Below are 14,931 nucleotides of genomic sequence, written 5' to 3'. Positions count from 1 at the left end.
ATTTTTGAGCGCAATCGCGTTAGCATGGGTCAGGAATCAATCTACCTGGGGAACTCATGGCTATCAAACTCATTGCTATCGATATGGATGGCACCCTTCTGCTGCCCGATCACACCATTTCACCCGCCGTTAAAAATGCGATTGCCGCAGCTCGCGCCCGTGGCGTGAATGTTGTGCTAACGACGGGCCGCCCTTATGCAGGCGTTCACAACTACCTGAAAGAACTGCACATGGAACAGCCAGGCGACTACTGCATTACTTACAACGGCGCGTTGGTGCAGAAGGCCGCCGATGGCAGCACTGTGGCGCAAACAGCCCTGAGCTATGACGACTACCGTTTCCTGGAAAAACTCTCTCGCGAAGTCGGTTCCCATTTCCACGCGCTGGACCGCACCACGCTGTACACCGCTAACCGTGATATCAGCTATTACACGGTGCATGAATCATTTGTGGCTACCATTCCGCTGGTATTCTGCGAAGCGGAAAAAATGGACCCCAATATACAGCTCCTGAAAGTGATGATGATTGATGAACCCGCCATCCTCGACCAGGCCATTGCGCGTATTCCGCAGGAAGTGAAAGAGAAATATACCGTGCTGAAAAGTGCGCCGTACTTCCTCGAAATCCTCGATAAACGCGTTAACAAAGGTACGGGTGTGAAATCATTGGCCGACGTGTTAGGTATTAAACCGGAAGAAATCATGGCGATTGGCGATCAGGAAAACGACATCGCAATGATTGAATACGCAGGCGTCGGTGTGGCGATGGATAACGCTATTCCTTCGGTGAAAGAAGTGGCGAACTTTGTCACCAAATCCAACCTTGAAGATGGCGTGGCGTTTGCCATTGAGAAGTATGTGCTGAATTAATCAGTGGGCGGGCAAACAGCACGAACGCGTTTGCCCGCAGCGATTAACAATTTCTGGTCGTGCATAAAATCAGGAACTGGAGTGGTGACGTTACTATATCCAGCGTAAGAGTGACTGGCAGCAGAGCATTAGCGAGGCCGCGCGGAACTCCATCTGTTGTTTTGTACGCATAAAATCCCACCGTAAAGGGTTGGTGGAAAACCATCATATTTGAGTAATCTGCTTTTTTATTTTTCTGGTGGATAGAGCCTTTCAGGCTGTCCAGCATCCATGTACAACGCCGGGTATCACAAATAAAACCATATTGTGTCGCCAGTGCTTTATCTTCCTCACCGTTCCAGTCGTAATAGAGCGTAATAACACCAGAAAAATTCTTATGACCGCTGCTTAAAATAAATTTCGCATTATCGGAAACGGTGATTCTTGCGCCATGAATTGCCGGATCGTTCAGCATTTTAACCACCTCATCGCCGCCGTTGGTCAACAGGTAGTCCAGCGATTCTCCTACAAAAACATAGCCTTTCGTACCATTACTATCCTCTGCCAGCGATAAACCCTTAATTGAGTCTGACCGCCATTGTTCGGCATGTGGAGGGCTTGCGGTATTGAAAAGCAGTCCTGCTGTTAGACATCCGGTCAACGCGAATGCCAAAGAACACAAACCGGCAGCCTTAAAAAATCCCTTAAAATTCAACTTCATAATTAATCCTTTAAACGAGTGGCTAAGCCGTTGAAAGCATACTCTTATTTCCCCCCTGTTTAGCGCCCGACATCCCTTTTCAGATTTCTGCCTGAGGCAGGACATTTTCTTACCAGTTGTTCTTTTTGTGATCTAAATTGTAGTACAATAATATTAACCTGTACTACATTACACACACGGCAAACGCGAATGTCATCACGCTGGTACTACAAAGTTGCCGCGTTATGCATCGATCGGGGTAAAGTAGAGAAGAACATACAGAGCACAAGGACTCTCCATGACTCTCAATAAAACCGATCGCATCGTCATTACACTGGGTAAACAGATCGTTCACGGCAAATACGTGCCTGGCTCACCGCTTCCGGCCGAGGCGGAACTCTGTGAGGAGTTTGCAACCTCGCGCAACATCATCCGTGAAGTGTTCCGTTCGCTGATGGCGAAGCGGCTGATTGAAATGAAACGTTATCGCGGGGCGTTTGTGACAGCGCGTAACCAGTGGAATTACCTCGACACTGACGTACTGCAATGGGTGCTGGAAAACGACTACGACCCACGGCTTATCAGTGCAATGAGCGAAGTGCGAAATCTGGTGGAACCGGCGATTGCCCGCTGGGCGGCGGAGCGCGCGACCTCCAGCGATCTGGCGCAGATTGAGTCCGCGCTGAACGAGATGATTGCCAACAATCAGGATCGCGAGGCGTTTAACGAAGCGGATATTCGCTATCACGAGGCGGTGTTGCAGTCGGTGCATAACCCGGTATTACAGCAACTTAGCATTGCGATCAGTTCGTTGCAGCGAGCGGTTTTTGAACGAACCTGGCGAGGGGATGAGGCTAACATGCCACAAACTCTCCTGGAACATAAAGTGTTATTCGATGCGATACGGCATCAGGACGGCGATGCGGCAGAGCAGGCGGCGCTTACCATGATCGCCAGCTCGACACGAAGGTTAAAGGAAATCACATGACAGTGTGCTACATCGCAATTGACTGGGGAATATCTCCATAATCCCCAGCGTGTGCCTCTCTCATGACGATAACCACAATGATATGCGTGGTGAAGAAACCCAATTGCACGGCGCGCAGGCACCGGGCAATCCGTAGAACGTACCACGTAGCAGGCAGCAGCATTTGTTAAGGCGTATCGAGAGGCAGTGCAATGAAAATCACCAAAATTACCACGTATCGTTTACCTCCCCGTTGGATGTTCCTGAAAATTGAAACCGATGAAGGCGTGGTCGGTTGGGGCGAGCCAGTGATTGAAGGCCGCGCGCGCACGGTTGAAGCGGCAGTTCACGAGCTGGGTGACTATTTGATTGGTCAGGATCCTTCGCGCATCAACGACTTATGGCAAGTGATGTATCGTGCCGGATTTTATCGTGGTGGTCCGATCCTGATGAGCGCCATTGCCGGGATTGACCAGGCGTTATGGGATATCAAAGGCAAAGAGCTGAATGCGCCAGTCTGGCAACTGATGGGCGGCTTGGTTCGCGACAAAATCAAAGCCTACAGTTGGGTCGGTGGCGATCGTCCGGCGGATGTTATCGACGGCATTAAAACTCTGCGTGACATTGGCTTCGATACCTTCAAGTTGAATGGTTGCGAAGAACTTGGGCTGATTGATAACTCCCGCGCGGTGGATGCGGCGGTCAACACCGTGGCACAAATTCGTGAAGCCTTTGGCAATCAGATTGAGTTTGGCCTTGATTTCCACGGTCGCGTCAGCGCGCCTATGGCGAAAGTGCTGATTAAAGAACTGGAGCCGTATCGCCCGCTGTTTATTGAAGAGCCGGTGCTGGCGGAACAAGCCGAATACTACCCGAAACTGGCGGCACAGACGCATATTCCACTGGCGGCGGGTGAGCGCATGTTCTCACGCTTCGATTTTAAACGCGTGCTGGAGGCGGGCGGTATTTCGATTCTGCAACCGGATCTCTCCCACGCAGGCGGTATTACCGAATGCTACAAAATTGCCGCAATGGCAGAAGCCTATGATGTGACCCTTGCGCCGCACTGTCCGCTCGGACCGATTGCACTGGCGGCTTGCCTGCATATCGACTTTGTTTCCTATAACGCCGTACTTCAGGAACAAAGTATGGGCATTCATTACAACAAAGGCGCGGAGTTACTCGACTTTGTGAAAAACAAAGAGGACTTCAGCATGGTCGGCGGCTTCTTTAAACCGCTAACGAAACCGGGCTTAGGCGTGGAAATCGACGAAGCTAAAGTTATTGAGTTCAGTAAAAATGCCCCGGACTGGCGTAATCCGCTCTGGCGTCATGAAGATAACAGCGTAGCAGAGTGGTAATTCCTGCCACGTAAGCCCCTCATCGGGCACTAAAACAGCAATACAAAAATATAACCCTCTGTACATTACAGGGCATGGTGAGCGGCTTCGCTATGCCCAAAATCTGGAGACAGCTCGCTATGGATATTCCCGTTAATGCAGCAAAGCCGGGGCGTCGGCGTTATCTGACGCTGGTGATGATCTTTATTACGGTGGTCATTTGTTATGTTGACCGCGCTAACCTGGCCGTGGCTTCCGCCCATATTCAGGAAGAGTTCGGCATTACGAAAGCGCAAATGGGCTATGTATTTTCGGCCTTTGCCTGGCTTTATGCCTTATGTCAGATCCCTGGCGGTTGGTTTTTAGATCGCGTAGGTTCACGCGTGACTTACTTTATTGCGATATTTGGTTGGTCAGTGGCGACATTATTTCAGGGCTTTGCCACGGGATTAATGTCATTAATTGGTCTGCGCGCGATAACCGGTATTTTCGAAGCGCCCGCTTTCCCGACCAATAACCGGATGGTGACCAGCTGGTTCCCGGAACATGAACGCGCTTCCGCCGTTGGTTTTTATACGTCTGGTCAGTTTGTCGGTCTGGCGTTTTTGACTCCGCTGCTGATCTGGATTCAGGAAATGTTGAGCTGGCACTGGGTGTTCATTGTCACCGGTGGTATCGGCATTATCTGGTCGCTGATTTGGTTTAAGGTTTATCAGCCGCCGCGCCTGACCAAAGGCATCAGCAAAGCTGAACTGGATTACATTCGTGATGGCGGCGGTCTGGTGGATGGCGATGCGCCGGTGAAAAAAGAGGCGCGTCAGCCGTTAACAGCCAAAGACTGGAAACTGGTGTTCCATCGTAAACTGATCGGCGTCTATCTTGGGCAATTTGCGGTGGCTTCTACACTGTGGTTTTTCTTAACCTGGTTCCCGAACTATTTAACCCAGGAAAAAGGAATCACCGCGCTGAAAGCAGGCTTTATGACCACGGTGCCATTCCTCGCGGCGTTTGTCGGCGTCCTGCTCTCTGGCTGGGTCGCGGATCTGCTGGTACGTAAGGGCTTTTCACTGGGCTTTGCGCGTAAAACGCCGATTATCTGCGGCTTGCTGATCTCCACCTGCATTATGGGCGCTAACTACACCAACGATCCGATGATGATTATGTGCCTGATGGCGCTGGCATTCTTTGGCAACGGTTTTGCTTCGATTACCTGGTCGCTGGTTTCTTCTCTGGCACCGATGCGCCTGATTGGTTTAACCGGCGGCGTGTTTAACTTTGCCGGTGGTCTGGGCGGTATCACCGTTCCGCTGGTGGTGGGGTACCTGGCGCAGGGTTACGGTTTCGCACCTGCACTGGTTTATATTTCTGCCGTCGCGTTGATTGGCGCACTCTCTTACATTCTGCTGGTGGGCGATGTGAAGCGCGTTGGATAATCTTTCAACTGTGGAATATGCGCCACACCACTGCGCATAATCCACTTTCTTAAAGCCGGTGCGGTCAGGCATCGGCTTTTTACTATCTTGCCGAAGAGTTTTAAACGCAGTTTGCGGGTGGCGCGCCAGTAAGCGGCGTTGCTCTTCTCCGGCTGTTTCAGGAACACTGCACGCAGAATCTCTGCGCTATCCAGCGCATAGCTAATCCCCTCCAGCGAGCTGGCGCTGATAAATCCCGCCGCTTCACCAATCAGAAAGGCGTTGTCCTTACCGCAGACAAAATCCTGCCAGCGTGAGGGAAACAGCACCGTGCATTTTTCGCTTTTCACCGCCTTACCAAACTGGAACTGAAAGGCGCTCATTTTCTCTTTCAGCGCCGTGAATCGTGTCTGACCGTCTTTCATCGGATAGGCACCGCCAAAGATAAAATAACCGTCTTTGCTGATACTCCATGAATAACAGTCAGTTATCGCATTATCAAAGATGCAGGAGTAGAACGGCACCGGATGTTTCTCTGCGAACCACTGCTGGATAGCGACATATTTACGAATTTGATGGTCCGGGTAGAGATGTCGCCGCACCATCGAGTTGGCACCATCGGCACCGACCAGATAGCGGGCAGCAATATGCTGCTCCCAGCCGTCTGCACGAAAAATGACATGCCATTTGTCATCCTCACGCCAGATTTTCCGGCACAGGCTATCGTGATAAACCTCAACGCTGGCGGGGATCAGCGATTTCATCCACAAGTCGAAAGCGTGGCGATTAATATTGATATAGCTTCGCTGGTAGTTACGCGTGAGAGATGCGGCGACGTCGACGGTTTTGACGCTGAAAATCTGCGGATTAGCGATCACATCGACAGGAAGCGTCAGTCCATCGCGAATAAAAGATCGCTGCGCGTCCGGTGCCAGCAGACCGCCACAAGGTTTGCTGAAACCTTCAGTCCCATGCTGGTGCTTTTTATCCAGCGCGATCACCTGCATTTTGCCTGCTAACTTTCGCGCCAACGCCGACCCTGCCGGGCCGAGGCCAATAATCGCCACGTCAAAATGTTCCATCTTTTCACTCACATTCATCACGATGGCAAAAGACTAATGTCTGAAAGTGAAGTCCTTGTGAAGTATGATGGCGGGAACCGTTTTGTATCAGGACCGCGCCATGAAACAGATAACCTTTGCTCCCCGTAATCACCTGCTCACCAATACCAATACCTGGACGCCCGACAGCCAGTGGCTGATATTTGACGTGCGTCCTTCTGGCGCGTCGTTTACCGGTGAAACCATTGAGCGTGTGAATATCCATACCGGCGAGGTCGAGGTTATCTACTGCGCGTCACAGGGCGCGCACGTCGGCGTGGTGACCGTTCATCCGAAGTCAGAGAAGTATATCTTCATCCACGGCCCTGAAAATCCTGATGAAACATGGCATTACGATTTCCATCACCGTCGCGGCGTGGTTGTTGAAGACGGCAAGGTGAGCAATCTCGATGCAATGGATATTACTGCTCCGTACACCCCAGGGGCGTTACGCGGCGGCAGTCATGTACATGTCTTTAGCCCAAACGGTGAAATGGTGAGTTTTACCTATAACGACCACGTGCTGCATGAACGCGATCCAGCGCTGGATTTGCGAAACGTCGGGGTGGCAGCGCCGTTTGGTCCGGTCAATGTGCAAAAACAGCATCCGCGTGAATACAGCGGTAGCCACTGGTGCGTGCTGGTGAGTAAAACAACGCCCACGCCGCAGCCTGGCAGTGATGAAATCAATCGTGCTTATGAAGAAGGATGGGTAGGAAACCACGCTCTGGCGTTTATTGGCGATACGCTTTCGCAAAAGGGCGAGAAAGTGCCGGAGCTGTTTATTGTTGAATTGCCGCAAGATGAAATTGGCTGGAAAGCGGCAGGTGATGTGCCGTTAAGCGGAACGGAATCAACTCTGCCCGCGCCACCGCGTGGCGTCGTGCAGCGACGTTTAACCTTTACGCACCATCGTAATTACCCGGGGTTAGTCAACGTCCCGCGCCACTGGGTGCGGTGTAACCCACAAGGAACGCAAATCGCGTTTTTAATGCGTGATGATAACGGCATTGTGCAACTGTGGCTTATCTCGCCACAGGGCGGCGAACCGCGCCAGTTAACACATAACAAAACGGATATTCAGTCAGCATTCAACTGGCATCCATCGGGAGAATGGCTGGGCGTTGTGCTGGATAACCGTATTGCCTGCGTACACGCGCAAAGCGGCGAAGTTGAGTATTTAACCGAAAATCACGCCAACTCACCTTCAGCGGACGCGGTGGTCTTCTCGCCGGATGGTCAATGGCTGGCGTGGATGGAAGCCGGCCAGTTGTGGATAACCAAAACTGGCCGCTAAATCAGTTCACGGGCATTCTGGCTGGTGGAATGACGGCATTGATGGCTTGCGCGTCGGCTTCGCTTTTTTCCACGCGCGAGCGCACTGAACTGTCTTTGCGGAACGCATCCCATGGCAGAAGTAGCGTATCCATGACTGCGGTAAATGGCATATCGAGAATTGCCAGCGATTTGGTTCCCCAGTTTGTTGTGTCATCACCAATCATGGTGACACTGGCGCGGGTGCCGGGATACGTTCCCTCCTTCCCCCCGGTATGGGACATTACGCTGGAGCATCCTCCGAGTAACGTCATTCCGCTGCATATCATGAGCGCTAACAACACATTTCTTATCATAATAAATTCATCTGTTGATCGTTGGTGTTGGCATGATGTGTTATAGCGATCCCTTGCTGAAAATAACATCATCATCATGTCGCACTGTGGCGGCTATCGCACTTTAACGTTTCGTGCTGCCCCCCAGTCTATGCAATAGACCACAAACTGCAAAAAAAAGTCCGTCGAAAAGACTTGAAAAGTGCATATCCAGACCCATTTTTATACCGTAGCCAATGAGAACACGCCTGATGGGTGTTCTGGCTATCCGACCTGTCCATTGTGGAAGGTCTTACATTCTCGCTGATTTCAGGAGCTATTAATTATGCGTAACTTTGATTTATCTCCGCTTTACCGTTCTGCTATTGGATTTGACCGTTTGTTTAACCACTTAGAAAACAACCAGAGCCAGAGTAATGGCGGCTACCCACCGTACAATGTTGAACTGGTAGACGAAAACCATTACCGCATTGCTATCGCGGTGGCTGGCTTTGCCGAAAGTGAACTGGAAATTACCGCCCAGGACAATCTGCTGGTAGTGAAAGGTGCTCACGCCGACGAACAAAAAGAGCGCACCTATCTGTACCAGGGCATCGCTGAACGCAACTTTGAACGTAAATTCCAGTTAGCTGAGAACATTCATGTTCGTGGCGCTAACCTGGTGAACGGTCTGCTGTATATCGATCTCGAACGCGTGATTCCTGAAGCGAAAAAACCGCGCCGTATCGAAATCAACTAATTCTCTAAGGCCGCAGTGCGCGGCCTGACATTTGATGCTCGCCGTCAGGGAGCATATGCGAATCTTCGGATTTGCAGGTACTTACTCGCTTCTTAGAAGGAGAAATGACTATGCGTAACTTCGATTTATCCCCACTGATGCGTCAATGGATCGGTTTTGACAAACTGGCCAACGCACTGCAAAACGCCGGTGAAAGCCAGAGCTTCCCGCCGTACAACATTGAGAAAAGCGACGATAACCACTACCGCATTACCCTTGCGCTGGCAGGTTTTCGTCAGGAAGATTTAGATATTCAACTGGAAGGAACGCGCCTGAGCGTAAAAGGCACGCCGGAGCAGCCAAAAGAAGAGAAGAAATGGCTGCATCAAGGGCTTATGAATCAGCCGTTTAGCCTGAGCTTTACGCTGGCTGAAAATATGGAAGTCTCTGGCGCAACCTTCGTTAATGGTTTACTGCATATTGATTTAATTCGTAATGAGCCTGAACCCATCGCAGCGCAGCGTATCGCTATCAGCGAACGTCCCGCGTTAAATAGCTAATTAGCTATTCTCTTTGCCCCGCCAGTTTGGTGGGGCTTTTTTTGCCTGCAATCTTCAACAATGTTTTAATTTTCGCCAATTTAAGATGTTCCGGCACTTTCTTTACCGTGATAATGTGCGCCATAAGGCAAATCTGCTTCACCGATTCAGCCATAATCCGTAGCAATTAAAATGTTATTTCAAGAGAAATGGACGATGAGTGATATAGCATTAACGGTCAGTATTCTGGCTTTGGTGGCGGTCGTCGGGTTGTTTATCGGCAACGTCAAGTTTCGCGGTGTTGGATTGGGCATTGGCGGCGTGCTGTTCGGTGGGATCATCGTCGGCCATTTTGTTTCACAGGCGGGGATGACATTAAGCAGCGACATGCTGCATGTTATCCAGGAATTTGGTCTGATCCTGTTCGTTTATACTATCGGTATTCAGGTGGGGCCGGGCTTCTTTGCCTCGTTGCGTGTCTCCGGATTACGCCTCAATTTGTTTGCTGTTTTGGTTGTCATCCTCGGTGGTCTGGTCACCGCCATCCTGCATAAACTGTTCGATATTCCACTTCCCGTGGTACTGGGGATTTTCTCCGGCGCGGTCACCAATACACCAGCGCTGGGTGCAGGTCAGCAGATCTTACGCGACCTGGGGACACCGATGGAGATGGTCGATCAGATGGGGATGAGCTATGCGATGGCGTATCCATTTGGGATTTGCGGCATTTTGTTCACTATGTGGATGCTGCGGGTTATTTTCCGCGTCAATGTTGAGACTGAGGCGTTGCAACACGAGTCTACGCGGACTAACGGTAGCGTGCTGATCAGGACCATTAACATCCGTGTTGATAACCCTAACTTACATAATTTAGCGATTAAAGACGTACCGATTCTCAATGGCGATAAAGTTATCTGCTCGCGATTGAAACGAGAGGAAACCCTCAAAGTACCTTCTCCGGAAACCATTATTCAGTTGGGCGATTTGCTTCATCTGGTGGGGCAGCCTGCGGATTTACATAATGCGCAATTGGTGATTGGTCAGGAAGTGGATACCTCGCTGTCGACGAAAGGCACCGATCTGCGCGTCGAACGCGTGGTGGTCACCAATGAGAATGTGCTTGGTAAACGTATTCGCGACCTGCACTTTAAGGAGCGCTATGACGTCGTTATTTCGCGCCTGAACCGTGCTGGCGTTGAATTAGTTGCAAGTAGCGATATTAGCCTGCAATTTGGCGATATTCTCAACCTGGTTGGACGCCCGTCCGCGATTGATGCCGTTGCTAATGTATTAGGTAATGCGCAGCAAAAATTGCAACAGGTACAAATGTTACCGGTGTTTATTGGTATTGGGCTTGGCGTATTGTTGGGTTCCATTCCGGTGTTTGTGCCTGGATTCCCGGCTGCGTTGAAGTTGGGGCTGGCGGGTGGTCCGCTGATTATGGCGCTGATCCTCGGGCGTATCGGCAGCATTGGTAAGCTTTACTGGTTTATGCCGCCAAGTGCCAACCTGGCGCTGCGCGAACTGGGTATCGTACTGTTTCTCTCGGTAGTTGGCCTGAAATCCGGCGGCGATTTTATCCATACACTGGTGGATGGCGAAGGGTTAAGCTGGATAGGCTATGGCGCATTGATTACTGCAATTCCGCTGATCACGGCTGGCATTCTGGCGCGGATGTTAGTCAAAATGAATTATCTCACGATGTGCGGGATGCTCGCGGGTTCAATGACCGATCCTCCGGCACTGGCGTTTGCCAATAATCTTCATCCTACCAGTGGCGCGGCAGCGCTCTCTTACGCCACGGTGTATCCGTTAGTTATGTTCCTGCGCATTATCACACCACAGTTACTGGCGGTGCTTTTCTGGAGTATCGGCTAACGCTTTTCCGGGTGGAGTCGCCATAAATGGTTCTCCACCTGGCATTCACAATGCATTTCTGAACATTACCGCGTTGCTTAAACCAGTGAACCGCCGGTCAGGAAGGAAAAGATAAGGAATATCAGCAAAATGCTGCACACGATGCCGATACCAAAAAGCAAGGTATGGAAAGCCAGCGTCCCGCCGCCAAATACCAGTGCGCCTCGAATGCCCCAGCGATTTTCCTTACGCATACCGCCAACAAATGCGCAGAGTAGCGCGGCAATGGCCAGTGCGATACCGCCTTGATCGAGGATTTTATCGACATCCACGTCCTCTTTTTTCTCCACGGTGGTAATTTTTTCACCTTTTATTCCGGCGAGAAGACCTCTTTTAATTTCAGCCGTTTTGTCCGCCACGATGCTTTCCAGCGTTGGTGGTGGCGCGGCAAAAGGGCCGAATGAAAAGTGGATAATACCCATCAATAAAGCGATAGCACCGAACAGCATGCCCAGTGAACTGCTTTTATTTTGCGCTATGATACCCATCAGACCTCCTTGTAGTGGATGGCAAAAGCATATCAGGAAACGGGTGGACGAAATTCTTAAAAATAACCGCTAAAGGCAGAGCGTTAGTGAAAGTGCAAAGGAGCAACAATGAAAATTTCCCGCCTTGGAGAAGCGCCTGATTACCGCTTTTCGTTGGCTAATGAACGTACATTTCTGGCATGGATCCGTACCGCGTTGGGATTTCTGGCGGCGGGCGTCGGGTTGGATCAACTTGCGCCAGACTTCGCTACGCCCGTCATTCGTGAGCTGCTGGCGTTATTGTTATGCCTGTTTTCCGGCGGATTAGCGATGTATGGCTATCTGCGCTGGTTACGCAATGAAAAAGCGATGCGTCTGAAAGAGGACTTACCCTATACCAACAGCTTATTAATCATCAGCTTAATATTGATGATCGTAGCGGTAATAGTCATGGGGCTGGTGCTGTATGCCGGATAGTCGCAAAGCCAGACGCATTGCTGATCCCGGACTTCAGCCAGAACGGACATCGTTGGCGTGGTTTCGCACCATGCTGGGTTATGGCGCGCTGATGGCGCTGGCAATTAAACACAACTGGCATCAGGCCGGCGCGTTGTTCTGGATTTCTATTGGCATCCTCGCCATTGTGGCATTAATACTTTGGCGCTATACCCGTAATCGTAATTTAATGGATGTGACTAATAGTGATTTTTCTCAATTTAACGTCATCCGTGACAAATTTATGATCTCCCTCGCGGTGTTATCTCTTGCAATACTGTTTGCTGTAACGCATATACATCAACTAATCGTATTGATTGAGAGAGTCGCATGACAGGAAGTCAGGTTGTAAATGCTGAAGAGGACAGGCATAAACTGGTTGTAGAGTATAAAGATGCGCTACAACCTGCCGATTTTTATCAGAATTTCAAACAGCGGGGTCTTCGCTCCGTGCAACTTATTCCCCATATAGAATTTGATGACCGGGGCGAGCTGACAGCTTCTTCGGTGACGGCTGAACTGTGGGGGCAATTTTTAATCGCTCTGTTCGAGCGTTGGGTACGTGCAGATATTGGTCGTATATCAGTCGAACTTTTTGACGCTACGCTGCAAAAATGGTGCGGGAGCGAAAACGTACAACTTCGGCGGGAGTGTCAGGTGTGCGACTGGCGTCGCTTGTGCCGGCATTCCCTGGAGGATTCTCCTGGCAACGTGCTTTGTGTTGGCTATCAAGCTTTTTATTCCCACTCTGCGCCGCACATGCGGGTGATGCGTGACCTGATAAAGCAGCATCGTTCTCCTATGGAGTTGATGACGATGCTGCGGTGACGTGAGCTTAAACGGGCTGCCCCTGATGCGACATCCGCGTCGCCAGCGGTAGCCAGCACAGCACGATCAACAATCCCATTAAGGTCATCAACAACCCCAGGCTGCCCTGACCGGTTTGCGGCAGCATCGCGGAGAGCGACGCCAGCACGCCGGAACCAATGTTTTGCAGGCCGCCGACCAGCGCACCAGCCGTGCCAGCAAGGAAGGGGAATGGCTCCATTGCGCCGCTGGTTGCCAGCGGAAACAGCATCCCGGCACCGAAAAAGAACAGCGCGGCGGGAACGAGCAACGTCCAGACATTCATCACGCTAAACCAGCCGGGGATCCACATCATCATTCCTGCCAACAGGCAACAGATAACCGACTGCCACATTAACGTAGAGAAACGTTTATTCGGTCGACCAGCAAACCATGCGCCGAAGAATGCCGCTGGAATTGGCAGAATAAACAAAATACTGACTGTCATACTGCTCAACCCTAACACTGCCCCCATCAACACACCGGAACAGGCTTCGAAAGCGGCAATCCCTGCCAGACCACCAATTAACATCAGCAAATAGCAGTTAAAGCTGCCATTGCCAAAGAGTGTTTTATAACTGGTGAGCAGGCGCGTACGCGGCGCATCGGCAGGGCGTGTTTCCGGCATCCAGCGCGCCATGCTGAACGTCACACTGGCACAAAGCACCAGTAAAAACAGATAACAGGCCCGCCAGCTCCACAGGGTATTCAGCAGGCCGCCAATGAGTGGTGCGAGCAACGGACTTACGAGAATCCCCATATTTAACATGCTATTAGCGTGACGAAGCTGTGTCCGTTCATATAAATCACGCGGCAATGTACGCGCCATTACGCCGCCGACACCGGTCCCCATCCCCTGAATCGCACTGGCGGCAATTAACACCGTCAGGCTGGAAGTGGTGACTGCCACCAGTGTCGCCAACATAAAAATGGACATTCCGACGAGGATCACCGGGCGGCGTCCCACTCTGTCGGAAATTGGGCCATAAAATAGTTGTGAGATACCGTAGGTCAGCAGATAAGCGCCCATTACGCTCTGCACCGCCCCTTCACGGACGTTGAGATCTTGTGCCATATCGGCAATAGCAGGAATATAAATAGTTTGTGCCATCTGACCGACGGCCACGAGTAATACCAACATCAATAATAAATTGACGTTTCTATGCCTTTTCATTATCACGGACGCTTTTAAAAATATATTTAGAATAAGTTACTACGCATTCGAATAAATGCAGGAGAGGAATCTATCACATTGATAAATGTTAGCCAGATATATATACGGAATGATGAATAACAAAACGGCAGAAAATATAAACAACAGCGGCAATAAATGTTGCCGGAAGGGACTTTAGCTTAAATAAATACTGTAGGTCGGAAAGATGTGTCAGCATCGCATACGACACCAATCTGCCAGCAGAATATGAAAGGGGAGCGGTTTCCCGCTCCCCTTTGGTGCGACTTGAATCTGAATTACTTCAAGTATTTCAGAACAGCATCAAGCAGTTGCAGTGCAGCAACAATGAGTTTGAGGATAAGAATGGCAATATCCACCAGGCTCATACGCGTCTCCTGTGGTTCAGGAGCACTGCCAGCTGACGTACCTTTCCGCTGCCTGTTGCCAGCTGTTGCGCACGCAGCTTCTTCAGAAGAAACGTTGTGCTTGTTGACATAACACAGTGTGCTCACGCGGGGTTAAGGCGCTGACGGCACCACCCGTTTCAGCCAGGACTTATTGCGCCGGGTAACGATGCGGCCCCGCATAACACATTGCGTACAGTGATATTATAGAATCATACTGTACAAATAAACAGTAAAAATTAGACAAAATCCAAACTGTGATCGATACTCAATTATGCGCTAAATAAGTCAAAATTCGTGCCGAAATTGCGCGTTCTACGCGGAACACGTATACTTTCAGTGTTGACATAACACAGTGTGCTTTGCGGTTACCAGCCGCGGGCGGCTGACAAAA

The 14,931-nt window shown here is 50.6% G+C and carries 17 protein-coding genes, 2 pseudogenes and 1 other annotated feature; of the genes and pseudogenes, 13 read left to right on the top strand and 6 right to left on the bottom strand.

The features are described 5' to 3' along the window. Window positions 1-56 precede the first annotated feature (56 nt). Window positions 57-869: a sugar-phosphatase gene (gene yidA, locus FEK66_RS01135; RefSeq protein ID WP_130206794.1), complete on the top strand. Its 813-nt coding sequence runs from the start codon at window positions 57-59 to the stop codon at window positions 867-869. Between the two features lie 43 nt (window positions 870-912). Here the strand turns inward: yidA and FEK66_RS01130 are convergent, their stop codons facing one another. Next, window positions 913-1,569, bottom strand: coding sequence for a hypothetical protein (locus tag FEK66_RS01130; protein WP_135495455.1), 657 nt, complete (start codon window positions 1,567-1,569; stop codon window positions 913-915). A gap of 277 nt (window positions 1,570-1,846) precedes the next feature. Between FEK66_RS01130 and dgoR the strand changes: the two genes are divergently transcribed. The 5 genes and pseudogenes from dgoR (at window position 1,847) to FEK66_RS01105 (ending at window position 5,288) form a co-directional block, all read left to right on the top strand. After that, window positions 1,847-2,536, top strand: coding sequence for a D-galactonate utilization transcriptional regulator DgoR (dgoR, locus tag FEK66_RS01125; RefSeq protein ID WP_130206792.1), 690 nt, complete (start codon window positions 1,847-1,849; stop codon window positions 2,534-2,536). 28 nt (window positions 2,537-2,564) lie between these two features. Continuing rightward, window positions 2,565-2,666 (top strand): annotated as a pseudogene (locus FEK66_RS01120) (2-oxo-3-deoxygalactonate kinase); the annotation flags it as partial. Next, window positions 2,660-2,731, top strand: a pseudogene (locus FEK66_RS01115) (2-dehydro-3-deoxy-6-phosphogalactonate aldolase); the annotation flags it as partial. The pseudogenes FEK66_RS01120 and FEK66_RS01115, both read left to right, overlap by 7 nt. Next, window positions 2,728-3,876 carry a galactonate dehydratase gene (gene dgoD, locus FEK66_RS01110; protein ID WP_135495427.1) on the top strand — a complete coding sequence of 383 codons (1,149 nt, stop codon included), beginning with the start codon at window positions 2,728-2,730 and terminating at the stop codon, window positions 3,874-3,876. The pseudogene FEK66_RS01115 and the gene dgoD, both read left to right, overlap by 4 nt. A gap of 74 nt (window positions 3,877-3,950) precedes the next feature. Next, the gene (locus FEK66_RS01105) at window positions 3,951-5,288 is read left to right on the top strand and encodes an MFS transporter (protein ID WP_167854262.1); all 1,338 of its coding nucleotides are present in this window, start codon (window positions 3,951-3,953) and stop codon (window positions 5,286-5,288) included. Here the strand turns inward: FEK66_RS01105 and cbrA are convergent. Continuing rightward, window positions 5,249-6,349, bottom strand: a complete 1,101-nt coding sequence (gene cbrA / locus FEK66_RS01100) for a colicin M resistance lipid reductase CbrA (RefSeq protein ID WP_135495425.1) — start codon at window positions 6,347-6,349, stop codon at window positions 5,249-5,251. The two genes, FEK66_RS01105 and cbrA, sit on opposite strands and share 40 nt — an antisense overlap. Window positions 6,350-6,449: 100 nt before the next feature. Between cbrA and FEK66_RS01095 the strand changes: the two genes are divergently transcribed. Beyond that, a complete protein-coding gene (locus FEK66_RS01095; RefSeq protein ID WP_205714130.1) occupies window positions 6,450-7,664 on the top strand; it encodes a DUF3748 domain-containing protein in 1,215 nt (404 codons plus the stop codon). 1 nt (window position 7,665) lies between these two features. Here FEK66_RS01095 and FEK66_RS01090 read toward each other — a convergent pair whose 3' ends face one another. Beyond that, complete coding sequence (locus FEK66_RS01090) at window positions 7,666-7,998, bottom strand: YceK/YidQ family lipoprotein (protein WP_135495424.1); 333 nt, start codon at window positions 7,996-7,998, stop codon at window positions 7,666-7,668. 238 nt (window positions 7,999-8,236) lie between these two features. After that, window positions 8,237-8,309: a sequence feature (ROSE (Repression Of Heat Shock gene Expression) occurs in the 5'-region of heat shock genes and acts as an RNA thermometer to modulate expression.), on the top strand. Here FEK66_RS01090 and ibpA point away from each other — a divergent pair. The 3 genes from ibpA (at window position 8,303) to FEK66_RS01075 (ending at window position 11,112) form a co-directional block, all read left to right on the top strand. Next, window positions 8,303-8,716 carry a small heat shock chaperone IbpA gene (ibpA, locus tag FEK66_RS01085; RefSeq protein WP_001243437.1) on the top strand — a complete coding sequence of 138 codons (414 nt, stop codon included), beginning with the start codon at window positions 8,303-8,305 and terminating at the stop codon, window positions 8,714-8,716. It overlaps the preceding feature by 7 nt. Window positions 8,717-8,826: 110 nt before the next feature. Continuing rightward, window positions 8,827-9,255, top strand: a complete 429-nt coding sequence (gene ibpB / locus FEK66_RS01080) for a small heat shock chaperone IbpB (protein ID WP_001243426.1) — start codon at window positions 8,827-8,829, stop codon at window positions 9,253-9,255. A 195-nt stretch (window positions 9,256-9,450) separates the two neighbouring features. Continuing rightward, on the top strand, window positions 9,451-11,112 hold the full coding sequence (locus tag FEK66_RS01075) for a putative transporter (RefSeq protein WP_130206782.1): 1,662 nt from the start codon (window positions 9,451-9,453) through the stop codon (window positions 11,110-11,112). Between the two features lie 77 nt (window positions 11,113-11,189). Here FEK66_RS01075 and yidI read toward each other — a convergent pair whose 3' ends face one another. Continuing rightward, window positions 11,190-11,639, bottom strand: a complete 450-nt coding sequence (gene yidI, locus FEK66_RS01070; protein ID WP_130261106.1) for a protein YidI — start codon at window positions 11,637-11,639, stop codon at window positions 11,190-11,192. A 108-nt stretch (window positions 11,640-11,747) separates the two neighbouring features. On the opposite strand from yidI, the gene FEK66_RS01065 reads away from it, so the two are divergent. From FEK66_RS01065 to FEK66_RS01055, 3 genes are read left to right on the top strand one after another with little or no spacing between them, the layout of a single operon-like run. Further along, complete coding sequence (locus FEK66_RS01065) at window positions 11,748-12,095, top strand: YidH family protein (protein WP_000703955.1); 348 nt, start codon at window positions 11,748-11,750, stop codon at window positions 12,093-12,095. After that, entirely contained in the window at window positions 12,085-12,447 is a 363-nt protein-coding gene (locus FEK66_RS01060; RefSeq protein ID WP_130206779.1) for a DUF202 domain-containing protein, read from the top strand. Before FEK66_RS01065 ends, FEK66_RS01060 begins: the two co-directional genes overlap by 11 nt. Next, window positions 12,444-12,941, top strand: a complete 498-nt coding sequence (locus FEK66_RS01055; protein WP_135495423.1) for a radical SAM protein — start codon at window positions 12,444-12,446, stop codon at window positions 12,939-12,941. The genes FEK66_RS01060 and FEK66_RS01055 overlap by 4 nt, the downstream gene beginning before the upstream one ends. Window positions 12,942-12,948: 7 nt before the next feature. Here FEK66_RS01055 and emrD read toward each other — a convergent pair whose 3' ends face one another. Both emrD and tisB read right to left on the bottom strand, forming a co-directional pair. Further along, complete coding sequence (gene emrD, locus FEK66_RS01050) at window positions 12,949-14,133, bottom strand: multidrug efflux MFS transporter EmrD (protein WP_130261104.1); 1,185 nt, start codon at window positions 14,131-14,133, stop codon at window positions 12,949-12,951. A 296-nt stretch (window positions 14,134-14,429) separates the two neighbouring features. Further along, complete coding sequence (gene tisB / locus FEK66_RS01045; RefSeq protein ID WP_000060506.1) at window positions 14,430-14,519, bottom strand: type I toxin-antitoxin system toxin TisB; 90 nt, start codon at window positions 14,517-14,519, stop codon at window positions 14,430-14,432. Window positions 14,520-14,931 lie beyond the last annotated feature (412 nt).

Origin of the sequence: Escherichia sp. E1130, assembly GCF_005781065.1 — a bacterium.
Lineage (GTDB): Bacteria > Pseudomonadota > Gammaproteobacteria > Enterobacterales > Enterobacteriaceae > Escherichia.
Note: the sequence above shows the minus strand (reverse complement) of the source record. Positions and strands in the feature narration are given on the sequence as shown.